The 13,963-nt window shown below is 69.9% G+C and carries 15 protein-coding genes; 13 read left to right on the forward strand and 2 right to left on the reverse strand.

The window, feature by feature from the left end; all coding sequences use genetic code 11:
* The 4 genes from Q0066_RS06725 to Q0066_RS06740 form a co-directional block, all read left to right on the forward strand.
* A partial coding sequence (locus Q0066_RS06725) for a dihydroxy-acid dehydratase (RefSeq protein ID WP_298131363.1) occupies positions 1-402 on the forward strand: 402 nt, incomplete at its 5' end.
* A gap of 94 nt (positions 403-496) precedes the next feature.
* On the forward strand, positions 497-1,891 hold the full coding sequence (locus tag Q0066_RS06730) for an MFS transporter (RefSeq protein WP_298131365.1): 1,395 nt from the start codon (positions 497-499) through the stop codon (positions 1,889-1,891).
* Positions 1,891-2,355, forward strand: coding sequence for a hypothetical protein (locus Q0066_RS06735; RefSeq protein ID WP_298131367.1), 465 nt, complete (start codon positions 1,891-1,893; stop codon positions 2,353-2,355). Before Q0066_RS06730 ends, Q0066_RS06735 begins: the two co-directional genes overlap by 1 nt.
* On the forward strand, positions 2,352-3,569 hold the full coding sequence (locus Q0066_RS06740) for an amidohydrolase family protein (protein ID WP_298131370.1): 1,218 nt from the start codon (positions 2,352-2,354) through the stop codon (positions 3,567-3,569). Before Q0066_RS06735 ends, Q0066_RS06740 begins: the two co-directional genes overlap by 4 nt.
* Before the next feature lie 5 nt (positions 3,570-3,574).
* Here Q0066_RS06740 and Q0066_RS06745 read toward each other — a convergent pair whose 3' ends face one another.
* Positions 3,575-4,528, reverse strand: coding sequence for a threonine dehydratase (locus tag Q0066_RS06745; protein WP_298131372.1), 954 nt, complete (start codon positions 4,526-4,528; stop codon positions 3,575-3,577).
* Positions 4,529-4,539: 11 nt separating this feature from the next.
* On the opposite strand from Q0066_RS06745, the gene Q0066_RS06750 reads away from it, so the two are divergent.
* A complete protein-coding gene (locus Q0066_RS06750; protein ID WP_298131373.1) occupies positions 4,540-4,734 on the forward strand; it encodes a hypothetical protein in 195 nt (64 codons plus the stop codon).
* A 35-nt stretch (positions 4,735-4,769) separates the two neighbouring features.
* Positions 4,770-6,344: a serine hydrolase gene (locus Q0066_RS06755; protein WP_298131376.1), complete on the forward strand. Its 1,575-nt coding sequence runs from the start codon at positions 4,770-4,772 to the stop codon at positions 6,342-6,344.
* A 7-nt stretch (positions 6,345-6,351) separates the two neighbouring features.
* Here the strand turns inward: Q0066_RS06755 and Q0066_RS06760 are convergent, their stop codons facing one another.
* Positions 6,352-7,254, reverse strand: coding sequence for an AEC family transporter (locus tag Q0066_RS06760; protein ID WP_298131379.1), 903 nt, complete (start codon positions 7,252-7,254; stop codon positions 6,352-6,354).
* A gap of 89 nt (positions 7,255-7,343) precedes the next feature.
* Here Q0066_RS06760 and Q0066_RS06765 point away from each other — a divergent pair, with 89 nt between their 5' ends.
* The 7 genes from Q0066_RS06765 to Q0066_RS06795 form a co-directional block, all read left to right on the forward strand.
* The gene (locus Q0066_RS06765; protein ID WP_298131381.1) at positions 7,344-8,306 is read left to right on the forward strand and encodes an HAD-IA family hydrolase; all 963 of its coding nucleotides are present in this window, start codon (positions 7,344-7,346) and stop codon (positions 8,304-8,306) included.
* 50 nt (positions 8,307-8,356) lie between these two features.
* On the forward strand, positions 8,357-9,811 hold the full coding sequence (locus Q0066_RS06770) for a DUF2252 domain-containing protein (protein ID WP_298131382.1): 1,455 nt from the start codon (positions 8,357-8,359) through the stop codon (positions 9,809-9,811).
* A 79-nt stretch (positions 9,812-9,890) separates the two neighbouring features.
* A complete protein-coding gene (locus Q0066_RS06775) occupies positions 9,891-10,754 on the forward strand; it encodes an ABC transporter ATP-binding protein (protein ID WP_298131383.1) in 864 nt (287 codons plus the stop codon).
* A gap of 140 nt (positions 10,755-10,894) precedes the next feature.
* Positions 10,895-11,722, forward strand: coding sequence for an ABC transporter permease (locus tag Q0066_RS06780; protein ID WP_298131385.1), 828 nt, complete (start codon positions 10,895-10,897; stop codon positions 11,720-11,722).
* 20 nt (positions 11,723-11,742) lie between these two features.
* The gene (locus Q0066_RS06785) at positions 11,743-12,876 is read left to right on the forward strand and encodes a sensor histidine kinase (RefSeq protein WP_298131387.1); all 1,134 of its coding nucleotides are present in this window, start codon (positions 11,743-11,745) and stop codon (positions 12,874-12,876) included.
* The gene (locus tag Q0066_RS06790; protein WP_298131389.1) at positions 12,873-13,493 is read left to right on the forward strand and encodes a response regulator transcription factor; all 621 of its coding nucleotides are present in this window, start codon (positions 12,873-12,875) and stop codon (positions 13,491-13,493) included. Before Q0066_RS06785 ends, Q0066_RS06790 begins: the two co-directional genes overlap by 4 nt.
* A 106-nt stretch (positions 13,494-13,599) precedes the next feature.
* The coding region (locus Q0066_RS06795) for an ATP-binding cassette domain-containing protein (protein WP_298131391.1) at positions 13,600-13,963 on the forward strand (364 nt) is incomplete at its 3' end.

The raw sequence follows: 13,963 nt of genomic DNA on the forward strand, positions 1-13,963 counted from the left end.
TACGAGGGCCCCAAGGGCGGGCCGGGCATGCAGGAGATGCTGTACCCGACGTCCTACCTGAAGGGGGTCGGGCTCGGCCCGAAGTGCGCGCTGATCACCGACGGACGCTTCTCCGGCGGCTCGTCCGGACTGTCCATCGGGCACGTGTCGCCCGAGGCGGCGTCCGGCGGCACCATCGGCCTGGTCGAGGACGGCGACATCATCACCTTCTCGATCCCGAACCGGACCGTCACCCTCGAGGTCGACGACGCCACCCTGGCTGCCCGCCGGGCCGAAGCCGAGGCTCGGGGCTGGAAGCCGAAGGACCGCAAGCGCGAGGTGTCCTCGGCGCTGAAGATCTTCGCGTTGCTCGCCCAGTCAGCCGACAAGGGCGCCGCGCGGAGGTCCCCGGACGAGCTGTAAGCACGTTTCAACCGGTAACACGGCTGGTACCTGTTCGGGGGTGGTTGGGACTACTCTCACCTGATCGTCCTGCCCCCGACGGAGGAGGCCAATCATGGCTCTCTCACTGACCGCTCGCCTGGACCGGCTGCCGATGAGCAAGCCGCACTACGCCCTGTTGTTGATCGGCGGTCTCGGTTACACCTTCGACGGCATGGACAGCGCCGTCGTCGCCTTCCTGATGCCGAGCGTCCGCGAGGTCTTCGGGCTCGAGTCGTGGCAACTCGGCATCGTGGGTTCGTCGGCCCCGATCGGCTTCCTGATCGGGGCCTTGGTGTCCGGCTATCTGGGCGACAAGATCGGCCGCAAGGCGGTGATGATGTACGCGCTGGCCGTCTACGCCGTCGCGTCGCTGGCCGCGGCGGCGTCCTGGAGCTTCGAGAGCTTCCTCGTCTTCCGCATCCTGGCCGGCGCCGGCGCGGGGGCGGAGAGCGTCATCATCGCCCCGTTCCTGTCCGAGTTCGTACCCAAGCAGCGCCGCGGCTGGTTCCTCGGTGCACTGTCCGGCTTCTTCTCCTTCGGCTTCGTCGGTGCCGCACTGATCGGACGGTTCGTGGTGCCGCTGGGTGAGAACGGCTGGCGCTGGGCGCAGGTGCTCACCTTCATCCCGATCGTGATGGTGCTGTGGTGGCGCCGCTCGCTGCCCGAGTCGCCGCGCTTCCTGGTCACCCAGGGCAAGCACGACGAGGCCGAACGGGTGGTCAGCGAATTCGAGCAGCGCGTGCAACAAGCGGTCGGCCATGAGTTGCCGCCTGTCGATCCGGACGCCGCGGACGAGGAGCCGCCGCACAAGTTCTCCTTCGGGAAGGCCATCCGCTTCCTATGGAGTCCCTCGATGTGGCGGATCACCGCCACCACCTGGCTGATCTGGTTCGTGATCACCTTCTCGTACTACGGCTTCTTCACCTGGATCCCGACCCTGCTGGTCAACCGCGGGATCAGCGTGACGACGAGCTTCACCTACTCGCTGTTCATCTATCTCGCCCAGATCCCCGGCTACTTCAGCGCCGCCTACCTGAACGAGAAGCTCGACCGGAAGTACACCATTGCCCTGTACCTGACCGGGTCGGCCCTCGCCGCGCTGTGGCTCAGCGGTGCGAACGACCCCGTGATGGTCACCTGGGCGGGCGTCACGCTGTCGTTCTTCCTGAACGGCACGTACGCAGGCCTCTACGCCTACACCCCGGAGGTGTTCCCGACCTGGCTGCGGGCCACCGGTGTGGGCATGAGCTCTTCGTTCGGCCGGATCGGGTCGATCACCGCACCCATCATCATCGGCGCCTTCGCCGCCCAGTGGGGCTTCGCCGGTGTCTTCGGGATGACCACCACCGTCCTGGCCATCGGCGTCATCTGCACGCTGCTGTTCGCGGTGCGGACGGCGGGCCGGTCGCTGGAGGAGATCACCGGTAGCGGCACCGGCGTCGTCCAGGCGGAGTCCCGGAGACACTGATGGGCGCCGAGAGCACCGACCTGACCCCATGGTCCGAGGTCCACACCGAGATCGAGCGGACGATCGGGGTGATCCTGTTCACCGTCCTGCACTTCACCGACGGCGGCACCCGGATGGAACGCGTCTACAGTTCACATCCCGTCGAGTACCCGGTGGGCGGCTCGAAAGACGTCGCCACTGAGGTGTCCCCGGAGTGGATCGCCGTCTCCCGGGACGCCGGAACGCCCTACTTCGGCGCCTCGCCGGAGGACCTCGAGAACATCTTCGCCGATGCCGAGCTGATCCGCTCGCTGGGCTGCGGCTCCATCCTGAACGTGCCGCTGAAGAACGCCGTCGGCCACACCTGGGGCACGGTCAACCTCTGCGCGGCCGAGGGCAGCTACACGCAGGAGAAGATCGACCGGGCGCTGGAGATCATCGCGCACGGCGTCCGGACGGCCGAGAACGGAAGGCGACACCCATGACCGCACCCGATCTGATCGTCCGCAACGCCACCTGGCTCGACGTCGGGGCCGGCGACTACCGCGAGGGCGACCTGGAGATCAGAGACGGCCGGTTCGTCGACCTGGAGTCGTCTGCGGCTACCGGTGATGCTCGCGAGATCGACGCGGCCGGGGCCTATGTGCTGCCCGGCCTGATCGACTGCCACGTGCACGTCACGGCACACACCGCCGACCTGGCCGGGCTCGGCAAGGACTCGCCCAACTACGTCGCGATGCACACCGCCCGGCTGATGGGCGACATGCTCGACCGTGGGTTCACCACCGTCCGCGACGTGGCGGGTGCCGACTACGGGCTGCACGACGCCCAGGCCGAAGGGCTGCTGCGCGGTCCCCGGCTGTTCTTCGGCGGCAAGGCGCTGTCCCAGACCGGCGGGCACGCCGACCCGCGCGGACGGGGTGAGTCGCACGTCGACTCGGCGGCCACCTGCGCCCACATCGGACGCGTCGCCGACGGGGTGGACGCCGTCCGGGCCGCCGCGCGCGACGAGCTGCGCAAGGGCGCCCACCACATCAAGATCATGGCCGGCGGCGGCGTGGCATCCCCGACCGACCGGGTCGATTCCACGCAGTACTCGCTGGACGAGATCACCGCCGTGGTGGAGGAGGCCGAGGCGGCCAACCGGTACGTGGCGGCCCACGCCTACACGGGCCGGGCGATCAACCGGGCGCTGCGCGCCGGCGTCCGTTCGATCGAGCACGGCAACCTGATGGACGACGAGTCGGTGGCGCTGTTCCTCGAACACGACGCGTTCGTCACCATGAACCTGGTCACCTACTGGGCGCTGATGGAGGAGGGCCGCGAGTTCGGCCTCTCCCAGGACAACTGGGAGAAGGTGTCGGTGGTACTGGACGGCGGCATGACGGCGCTGGAGCGGGCCTACCGCGGCGGCGTGAACCTCTGCTACGGGACCGATCTGCTGGGCGGCATGCAGCGGCACCAGTCGAAGGAATTCGCCATTCGAGCTGAGATCGTGCCCACCATCGACACCATCCGCAGCGCCACCAGCACCGCCGCCCGGCTGATCCAGCGCGAGGGCGAGTTGGGCGTGATCGCCCCCGGCGCCCACGGTGACCTGATCGTGCTGGACCGCGATCCGCTGCATGACGTCTCGGTGCTCGCCGACGCCCCGCCCCGCGTCGTCGTTCAGGCTGGCCGGATCGTCGCCGGCGGCTGAGTGGGCTAGCTGGCCAGCACCTGCAGCACCAGGTCGGTGTCGCAGTTGCCGCCGGACATGATCACCGCCGCAGTCGCTCCGGGGCGGCGGGCCGTGTCACCGAGCAGGCCGGCCAGCGAGATCGCCCCGGCCGGCTCGGGCATCTGGTGGGTGGTCTGCCAGATGATTCTCATCGCCTCCTCGGCGTCGGCCTCACTGACCCGGACGAAGCGGGCCGCCCCGGCGACCATGGCCGCGACCGCGTCGGGGACCGGCGTCCGGGTGGCGACGCCGTCGACGAACGTGTCGGCGTCCGGGGTGCTCACGGCATGCCCGGCTTCGAACGACAGGGCGTGCGCGGGCGCCCGGTCGGCGACCACGCCGACGATCTCGGTGTCGGCCTGCAGCAGATCGCGGACGGCCATGTGGGCGCAGATGCCGGAACCCAGTCCCACCGGCACATAGATGACGTCGAGCCGCCCGGCCTGGGCGTGCAGTTCGGCAGCGCCGGTGGCGACCCCCGCCACCAGATCAGGGTGGAAGGACGGCACGAAGATCAGTCCGCGCTCGGCCGCGAGCACACGGGCATGCTCCAGGGATTCCTGGAAGTCGCGGCCGTGGACGACGAGCTCGGCACCGAAGGCAGCCATCGACGCGTTCTTGGCCGGACTGTTCCCCTCGGGCACGACGATCGTGGCGGACAATCCGAGCTCCCGGGCGGCATAGGCGACCGACTGGCCGTGATTGCCACGGGTGGCGGCGATCAGGCCTGCGGTGGCCGCTCCCTCGCGCCGCAACCGCTCGGCGAAGACCAGTCCGCCGCGCACCTTGAACGCGCCCGTCGGGGTGGCATTCTCATGCTTCACCCAGGTGGGCGTCCCGGTGATTCGCTCGAGCAGCGGCCAGCGATAGGCGGGCGTCACCGGGACGCGCTCCGCGACGATTCGGGTGGCGTCGGCGAGATCCTCAGTGGTCAGCATGGGGGGAGCCTATGCCTCGGACACCAGGGCTGCCGTCGCGAATCGGACGCGGCCGGCCGGCCGAGTTGCCGGCCGTCCTGCTGGTGCGGGAGATCGCCGAGATCGCGGCCGCGCTCGGCCCCGACGAGGACGGGCTGTGGATCTGGGCCAGGAGCGGGTCTATTGCCCGGGCCCCTTCCGCGTGGCATGTGCATCTGCTGAGATGAGCGCAGCCTCGCCACCCCCTCCGAGAGGACGTCTCGTGTCCCGTCTCCTGTCTGCCGCCGCACTCGCGCTGGCCGCCGTCCTGCTCACTGCGTGCACATCGTCCGACCCGGCCTCGGGGCCGCTGCAACCGGTGGGCGAGACGGCGCCGGACGCCTACGCGGCCCGACCCATCCCGTCCGGCCAGGTCGACACCGCGATCAACGGCCTGGACCAGATGGTCACCGACGTCCTGCAGCGGACCGGCGTGCCCGGCATGTCGGTCGCCGTGGTCCGCGGCGGCGAGATCGTCTACGCGAAGGGGTTCGGCGTGCGCGAGCTCGGCAAGGAGGCCAAGGTCGACGCCGACACCGTCTTCCAGCTGGCGTCGGTGTCGAAATCGGTGGGCAGCACGTGCGTCTCGGCGGCGGTCACCAAGAAGCTGGTGTCCTGGTCCGACCCGGTGACCACGTACCTGCCGGACTTCGCGCTCTCCGACCCGGAGGTCACCAAGCGCGTCACCATCGCCGACCTGTACGCCCACCGCAGCGGGTTGCCCTACCAAGCCGGCGACGACCTCGAAGCCTTCGGATTCGATCGCGCCGGCGTCCTGGCCAAGCTCCGCCAGTTCGAACTGGACCCGTTCCGGATCAGTTACCACTACAGCAACTTCGGTCTGACCGCCGGTGCTCAGGCGGCCGCCGCAGCGGCCAAGCGTCCCTGGGAGCAGCTGTGCTCCGACCTGCTGTACACGCCCCTCGGGATGACCTCGACCAGTTCGACCTACGCCGACTTCACCGGACGCGAGAACCGCGCGACACTGCACTTCCGCACCGGAGACAAGGCCTTCGAGGCCCGCTATACCCGCGACGCCGACGCACAGTCACCGGCCGGCGGGGTCAGCTCGTCGGCCAACGACATGGCCCGCTGGTTGATGATGAACCTCGCCGACGGAAAGGTCGGCACCCAGACCGTGATCGACCCGGACGCGCTGCGCGAATCGCACACCGCCCAGATCGCCACCGGCCCGCTGCAATCCTCCGACGCCCGCAGCCGGTTCTACGGCTACGGCTTCAACGTCGAGAACACCTCCACCGGGCACGTCCGGCTCGGTCATTCCGGCGCCTTCTACGTCGGGGCCGGGACGGCGTTCGCCCTGCTCCCAGGGGCTGATGTCGGCATCGTCGCGCTCACCAACGCGTCCCCTGTGGGTGCCGCCGAAGCGGTCACGCTCGGCTTCACCGATCTGGTTCGCACCGGCGCGGTGGAACGGGACTGGCTGGCCTTCTTCACCCCGATCTTCGGGGCGCTCTTCGTCAACGGCAGCAAGGTGGCCGACCCGCCGCCGACGAATGCCGCGCCCGCGCGGCCGCTGGACGCCTATGTCGGCACCTACACCAACGCCTATATGGGGGACGTCGGGGTGAGTCGGAACGGCGACCAGCTCACCCTGACCATCGGGCCGAAGCATCTCAGTGCGCCCCTGACCCACTACGACGGCGACACCTTCAGCTGGCTGGCACCGGGCGGCAACGGCGAGCCGGTCTCGGCGGTCACCTTCGCCGGCGGGACCGACCGGGCCCGGTCCGTCGACATCGAGCTGGTGCAGCGGCCACACTTCGAACGCGCCTAGTCCCCACCTAGACCGGCGGCAGCAGCGCCACCACCGCGGCGATCGTGCCGAGGCTGGCCAGCGTCGAGAGTGCCACCACACTCGCGACCAGCTGCGGATTCGAGCCGTATTCGCGGGCCAGCATGAACGCGTTCACCGCGGTCGGCATGGCACAGGCCAGAACCAGGCTGCTCAGCTCCAGGGCACCCAGCCCCAGCAACAGACCGATGCCGACGGCGAGCAGCGGCAGCACCACGACCCGGACGCCGGCGGCGATCAGTACCGGCGCCGTCAACTGCAGGCTGGCGCGCTGTCCCAGCTGCAGTCCGAGCGCGATCAGCACCATCGGAATCGCCGCCTGGGCGAGCAGCTCGACGCCGCGCGCGACGCCGATCGGCAGGGTCACCCCGGTCAGCCGAACGATCAGCCCGGCCACCAGCGCCCACGCCACCGGCAGCTTGATCACGGTCAGCACCGCATCGCCCACGCCGCCGTGCGAACCGAGCAGCGCCGGCCCCACCGTGTACATCACCACCAGCGAGGTGACGAAGATCACCACCGCCTGGTCCAGGCCGACCCGTCCGAGCGCCAACAGGGCAATCGGCAGTCCGAAGTTGCCGTTGTTGCCGATGATCACCGAGGCGACGATCGCCCGCCGGGTCGGCCGGTCCTGTCGCCAGCCGGCGGCCAGCGCGACCAGGCCGATGACCAGGGTGATCAGCAGGTAGCCGCCGACCAGTTGCACCGCCTGGCCGCCGGACACCTCGGTCTTCATCACGCTGTCGAACGCGAGCAGCGGGGTGAGTCCGTACAGGTTGATCTTGCCGACGGTGTCCATGTCGAGCCGGAACGCCCGGGCCAGCGCGACACCGACCAGGGCGACCAGCACCACCGGCAGGATCACCTCGATCAGCGCGGTGAAGAAGGCCACCCGCCGATCGTTTCATCGTCGCCGCGGACGGGCCGGCCGCAACCACTGCGCGAGCAGCCGGAGCGGAGCCGTCCGCAACAATGGCAGCCATGACCGACTTCACCCTGACCGCTCCACTGACCGCTCCGGGGACCGCTTGGGACGAGGTGCGCGCCCACCCCGAGCTGGTCTGGGGCCATGGCGCGCCCGACCTGGAGCCGGGCCGCGACTACGACGCGAACAACGCGCTCGGCATCGGCGGCCAGGGCCGGATCGAGACCGTCGAACCGGGACGTGTCGAGTTCAGCTGGGCGGGCGACGGCTGGCAGCAACCGGGTCGGTTCCTGCTGTTCATCGGCACCGACCTGGTGATCGAGGCCCGCGCCGTCCCCGACGAGCAGGCGCCCGCCGCCCGCGACTACTGGCAGCGCGCCGTAGCGACCGCGTCCGGCTATCTGAACCAGCCCGATCCGGCGGGTACGGCACCTCGCGCGGTGCTGTTCGACGCGGACGGCGTGCTGCAGTCATCACGTCCGGGATGGTTGGCCGAATTCACCCGGATCGGCGGCCCCACCTTCGTCGCCGACGCTTTCGCGGCTGAGCTGGACTGCCTCACCGGCGATGCCGACTTGAAGCCGCGGCTGGAAAGACTGCTCGCCTGTGGCACCGGCGGCAGCGTGGACGAGATCCTCCAGGTGTGGCACGACCTGGTGGTCGATCCGGACGCCCTCGCGGTCGTCGACCGCGTCCGCACCGCCGGGCTGCTCGCCGTCCTGGCCACCAATCAGCAGAGCTACCGCGGCGCCCGGATGCGTCACTACCACGAGATGGATCGGCACTTCGACCACGTCTTCTACTCCTACGAGGTCGGTGTCGCGAAGCCGTCGGCGGAGTACTTCCAGCACATCCTCGACGTGCTCGAACTGCCCGCCGACCAGGTGGTTTTCGTCGACGACTCGCCGAGCAACGTGCGCGCCGCTCGAGCCGCCGGGATACCGTCGGCGCTGCATCGCACCAGTGACGGGGCGGCCGGGCTGGCGTCCGAGCTGGCCGCGCTCGGCGTCCCGATCTGAGCGGCGACGAGCCCGCACCACTAGGCTCATCCCGCTTGAAAGGAGCCGCCATGTCGCATCACACCAGTCACACCGTCCTGGCCAGCACCGACAGCAGCGCGTTCGCGTCCGTGCAGCAGCGCGGCACCACCCGCGACGAGCGTTTCGCGCTGGGCCGGTCGCTGCGCGAACGGGTGCCGATCTCGGCGCTCGGCGTCTGGAACGCCACCCAGGCCCGTCCGGATCCGATCGAGCTCATCAATGCCTCGCACCACGGCCGGGTCAAGGAACTGATCCCGATCCGGGTCGGACGGATGGTGTCCTCGCCGTACGGCTTCTACCGGGGCAGTGCCGTGGTGATGGCCTCCGACCTCGCCGCGCTGCCCCTCACCGGGATCATGCCGGTGATCTGCGGCGACGCCCACCTGGGCAATTTCGGCTTCTACCGTTCGCCCGAGGGCGAACAGGTGATCGACCTCAACGACTTCGACGAGGCTCATCCCGGCGCCTGGGAGTGGGATCTGCGCCGGCTCGCCGCCGCCGTCTGGGTGGCCGGACGCGAGAACGGCTACAGCGAGGACGACATCGCCGAGGCGGTGCATGCCTGCGTCATCGCCTACCGCGACGAGGTCGCGCAGCTGGCCACGATGCCGTTGCTGGCCCGCTCGTACAACCGGCTGGACGTGGAGCGGCTGCATGAGACCGCCACCGAGAAGCAGCTGCGCGACGAGATCAAGCGGGCCGCCAAGACCGCTCGGAAGCGCACCTCGGACCGAGCGCTGCCCCGGTTCACCGACTCGACCGCCGAGGGCGAGCGGCGGATCGTCGAGGAACTGCCGCTGATCCGATCGGTGCGCGGCGAGGAGTTCGAACAGCTTTCCGAGGGGCTGGACGCCTACCTGGACACCCTCGCCCCGCACTGGCGGCGGGTGGTGGCCGGGTACACGCTGGTCGACATCGCGCACAAGGTGGTGGGTGTCGGCTCGGTCGGGCTACGTGCCTATGTGGCCTTGCTGGAGGGCAGTTCACCGGACGACGTGCTGTTCCTGCAGCTGAAGCAGGCCCGCCGCTCGGTGCTGGCGAAGTACGTGCACGGCGACGCCGCCTGGCACGACCATCAGGGCCAGCGGGTGGTCGAGTACCAGCAGGCGCTGCAGACCGTCTCCGACCCGCTGCTGGGCTGGACCTCTGTCGACGGACGGCAGTACTACGTCCGGCAGTTCCGGAACATGAAGGGCACCGTGCCGCTGGACGGGCTGACCGCCACCGCGCTGACCGACTACGCGGGCATCGTCGGGCACCTGCTCGCCAAGGGTCACGCCCGGACGTCCGGCGCCTCGATGATCGCCGGCTACCTGGGCCGCGGCGAGAAGGCCGCCAAGGCGTTCTCGCGGTTCGCCCGGCTGTACGCCGACCAGACCGAGGCCGATCACGCCGCACTGGTGAAGGCAGCGCGCGAAGGCCGGATCCCGATCGCCGACGGTGCCCTGGCCGCCATGGGCTCGGCCTTCCGCCCCGGCGGCTGAGGAGCCTGTGACAGCTGTCATCGCCAACCGGTGACAGCGCCCTCTGAGCGAAACGGACGGCTCGCGGCACCGTTGAGGCATGGACGCGATCACCCTCACCGGACTCACCAAGACCTACGGCGCGCTGACCGCGGTCGACGCGCTCGACCTGACGGTGCCGGCCGGCCAGATCATGGCCCTGCTCGGCCCCAACGGTGCCGGCAAATCCACCACCACCGAGATGGTGCTGGGGCTGACCAAGCCGGACGCCGGCACCGTCGAGGTGTTCGGCGCCGACCCGGTCAGCGCGATGCGGCGCGGTGACGTCGGCGCCATGCTGCAGAACGGCGTCCTGCTCTGGGATGTGCCGGTGCGCCGACTGCTCACCCTGATGCACGGCCTGTACGCCCACCCGCTGTCGCTGGACGACGTCATCGACCGTGCCGACCTGACCCCGATCCTGAAGAGCAACACCAACAAGCTCTCCGGCGGGCAGGCCCAGCGCGTCCGGTTCGCGCTGGCGATGATGGCCGACCCCGGGCTGCTGATCCTGGACGAACCGACCGTCGGCATGGACGTCGACGCCCGCCGCGCCTTCTGGGCGACGATGGACACGCTGACCGCCGAGGGCCGCACCGTCGTCTTCGCCACCCACTATCTCGACGAGGCCGACGAGTTCGCCGACCGGATCGTGGTGCTCAACGACGGCCGGATCGTCGCCGACGGCACCGGCAGCCAGATCAAGGCGGTGGTCGGCGGACGCCGGATCGGCTTCACCGGACCGGCCCGTGACTACGCCGGGCTCCCCGGCGTCGCGGCCCAGGAGCAGCGCGGCGCTCGGATCGTGCTGACCAGCACCGACTCCGACGCGACCCTGCGGGCGCTGCTCGCCGACGACGCCGTCCGGGATGTCGAGGTCAGCGCGCCGAGCCTCGAGGACGCCTTCGTCTCGCTGGTCTCGTGAGCATGCCGCTGACCGCTGGTCGAGCCCCGAGCAGATGCCGCCCACCGCTGGTTGAGCTTGTCGAAACCCCTCCTAAGCACGGGCACCGGAAGGGTCTCGACAAGCTCGACCACCGACAACCAACCCTGTAAGGACACCTCATGACCACGCTCACCACCCATCGCACGAGCGACATCGCTCAACCACCCGGAACACCGACCCGTGATGCCCGGCCCTCCGGGTCGGCGCGGCGGTTCTTCCACTACGCCGTCCAGAGCATCCTGATCCAGCTGCGGGATTGGGCCTTCCTCGGCTTCGTCATCGTGATGCCGACCACCATCTACCTGTTCTTCTCCAGCATGTACGGCGACGAAGGTGGTGGCTCCGGCATCAACGTGGCGGCGGTGATGATGGTGACGATGGCCACCTACGGCGGTCTCGGCGCGGCGATGAACGCCGGCTCACAGATCCAGTCCGAGCGTTCCTCAGGTTGGTTCCGGCAGCTGATGCTCACCTCGCTGGCTCCCGGGCAGTTCGTGCTGGCCAAGATCCTCACCGCGATCGCGGTGCTGATCCCCGCTATCGGAACGGTGTTTCTGGCCGGCGCGGCACGCGGCGTCCGGCTCGATGCCGGCACCTGGGCCGCCTCGCTCGGCCTGATCGTCACCGCGCTGCTGCCGATGATCGTCTTCGGCCTGGTCATCGCACTGTGGTTCAAGCCGCAGACCGCCACCGCCGTCACCACACTGGCCATGCTGGCGCTGGCGATGCTGGGCGGCCTGTGGGTGCCACTGCAGTTGATGCCGGAGGTCATGCAGACCATCGGCAAACTGCTGCCGTCGTACTGGGCCAGCCAGATCGGCGCCTGGCCACTGGTCGGCGGCGACTTCCCCTGGCAGGGCGTCATCGTGCTGGTGGTCTGGCTGGCGGTGCTGGTCGGCGTCGGAGCCCTGGGCTACCGTCGGGCTATCCGCACCTCCCGCCGCTGACCCGGACATCCATCGCAGTCATGACCAACGACACCAGCCTGCAGGCCCCGGCCTTCGTACCCGGGGCCTGCGGCCTGCCCTGGTACCGGCGGGCGTTCGCCCAGGGCGCCGGCTACATCCTGCCCAGCTGCGTCTTCGCACTCATTCCGATCGCCTACGCCCTGGACGCCGGGCCCGCCGTGATCGCCCTGGTGACACTGAACTGCCTGGTCATCGTGACATTCTTCGTCGGCAGCACGCTGGTCATGCACTGGCCCGAGTGGGCCCGCTGGCTGTGGCTGGCCGGGCTGATCAGTTCCATCCTGGCGTTGGGCCTGTTCCCCGAGTCGCGGCCGCTCTACTTCGCGCCGCTGATCACCTGCACCGCGGTCACCCTGATCGCCTGGCGGCATGCGCTGATCGTGGTCATCGCCACCACCATCCTCGGCCTCGGATTCTCCCTGCTACAAAGTGACCTGTTCGGCGTCGTCATGGTGCTGATGGGGCTGGCCCTGGCGCTCACCGTCGGACTGGGCATTCGCTACGACGCCGCCCGCTCGGCGCTGCGGAAGGCCGAGGAACGCACCGCTGTGCTGGCCGTCGCCGCCGAACGGGAACGGATCGGACGCGACCTGCACGACATTCTGGGCCACTCACTGACCACCATTGCCGTCAAGGCCGACCTGGCCCAGCGGCTGACCAGCCGCGATCCGGGGGCGGCCGCCGTCCAGATCGGCGAGATCGCCACCATCGCCCGGCAGTCGCTGAAGGACGTCCGTGCCACCGCGGCCGGCATGCGTGAGGTGCGGTTGGCGTCCGAGATCGCCGCCGCCCGTTCGGTGCTGACCGCGGCCGGCATCGAGTGCCGGGCACCGGTCGCGCTGCCGGTGATCGGCGACGCCGACAGCGAACTGCTCGGCTACGCGGTGCGCGAGGCGGTGACGAATGTCGTCCGGCACTCCCGGGCGACGATCTGCACCATCGAGGCGGACGCCGACCACGTCAGCGTCACCGACGACGGCACCGGGTTCACCGGCCCGCACGACGGCAGCGGACTGGCCGGCCTGCAGAGCCGGGTCGAACAAACCGGCGGTGGCTTCGACGTGCGCACCTCGTCCGCCGGCACCGTGCTGACCGTGCGACTCGCCGTCCCGACACCCGAAGGAGCCCGATGATCCGCGTGCTGCTGGCCGACGACCAGGAGATGATCCGGACGGCGCTGGCCACCACCCTCGACCTGGAGGACGACCTCGAGGTGGTCGGTCAGGCCGGCACCTGTGCCGAGGCTGTGGCGGTGGCGGCCCGCGCCCGTCCGGACGTCGCGCTGCTCGACGTGCAGATGCCGACCGGCGGCCTGGCCGGCGAGGACGGCCTGGACGCCATCGCACCGCTGCTGGCCGCCGCGCCCGGCGTCCGGGTGCTGGTGGTGACCACGTTCGGACGTCCCGGCTACCTGCGCCGGGCCCTGGAGGCCGGTGCGCTCGGCTTCATGGTGAAGGACGCCCCGATCGAGCGGCTGCTGGAGGGCATCCGCCGGGTCAGTCAGGGCCTTCGGCACGTCGATCCCGAACTGGCCGCGGCGAGCCTGAGCCTGGGGGCGTCGCCGCTGACCGAACGCGAGGCACAGGTGCTGGCCGCCAGCATCGGCGGCGCCGCGACCGCCGAGATCGCCGCCGCCGTCTTCCTCTCCGAGGGCACCGTGCGCAACTACCTGAGTGCCGCGATCGGCAAGCTCGGCGCCCGCAACCGCGCCGAGGCAATCCGCACCGCGTTGGACAACGGCTGGATCTGAGGCCTGACACCCAGCGCTGGGAGTGGGCGGACGGTAGTGCCAGCACTACCCCCACTCTCGCCCGGTCGCCATTCGGCGGTTCACAGCTGACACCTAGGGTTGCCGCATGACCGCGACTTTGCCCGCTCCCACTACGGATGTCATCGCCCGCGCCGTGGGCCTGACCAAGACCTACGGCACCGGTGACGCCCAGGTGCACGCCCTGGCCGGCGTCGACCTGGCGCTGCGCCGCGGGTCGTTCACCGCGATCATGGGACCCTCCGGATCGGGCAAGTCGACCCTGATGCACTGCCTCGCCGGACTGGACGCCTCGACGTCCGGGCAGATCTGGCTGGGCGGTACCGAGATCACCGGCCTGGACGACCGGCGGCTCACCCAGCTGCGCCGCGACTCGGTCGGCTTCGTCTTCCAGGCGTTCAACCTGCTGCCCACGCTGACCGCCAAGGAGAACATCCTGCTGCCGCTCGACC

This window comes from Micropruina sp., from assembly GCF_027492755.1.
Classification (GTDB): Bacteria; Actinomycetota; Actinomycetes; order Propionibacteriales; family Propionibacteriaceae; genus Micropruina.

Excerpts from the sequence above, each read along its gene's own strand:
- Q0066_RS06770 (WP_298131382.1), top strand. The coding sequence starts at position 8,357 with ATGTCGCATCACACCAGTCACACCGTCCTGGCCAGCACCGACAGCAGC.
- Q0066_RS06780 (WP_298131385.1), top strand. The coding sequence starts at position 10,895 with ATGACCACGCTCACCACCCATCGCACGAGCGACATCGCTCAACCACCC.
- Q0066_RS06735 (WP_298131367.1), top strand. The coding sequence starts at position 1,891 with ATGGGCGCCGAGAGCACCGACCTGACCCCATGGTCCGAGGTCCACACC.
- Q0066_RS06730 (WP_298131365.1), top strand. The coding sequence starts at position 497 with ATGGCTCTCTCACTGACCGCTCGCCTGGACCGGCTGCCGATGAGCAAG.
- Q0066_RS06750 (WP_298131373.1), top strand. The coding sequence starts at position 4,540 with ATGCCTCGGACACCAGGGCTGCCGTCGCGAATCGGACGCGGCCGGCCG.
- Q0066_RS06745 (WP_298131372.1), bottom strand. The coding sequence starts at position 4,528 with ATGCTGACCACTGAGGATCTCGCCGACGCCACCCGAATCGTCGCGGAG.
- Q0066_RS06765 (WP_298131381.1), top strand. The coding sequence starts at position 7,344 with ATGACCGACTTCACCCTGACCGCTCCACTGACCGCTCCGGGGACCGCT.
- Q0066_RS06790 (WP_298131389.1), top strand. The coding sequence starts at position 12,873 with ATGATCCGCGTGCTGCTGGCCGACGACCAGGAGATGATCCGGACGGCG.
- Q0066_RS06740 (WP_298131370.1), top strand. The coding sequence starts at position 2,352 with ATGACCGCACCCGATCTGATCGTCCGCAACGCCACCTGGCTCGACGTC.
- Q0066_RS06785 (WP_298131387.1), top strand. The coding sequence starts at position 11,743 with ATGACCAACGACACCAGCCTGCAGGCCCCGGCCTTCGTACCCGGGGCC.
- Q0066_RS06775 (WP_298131383.1), top strand. The coding sequence starts at position 9,891 with ATGGACGCGATCACCCTCACCGGACTCACCAAGACCTACGGCGCGCTG.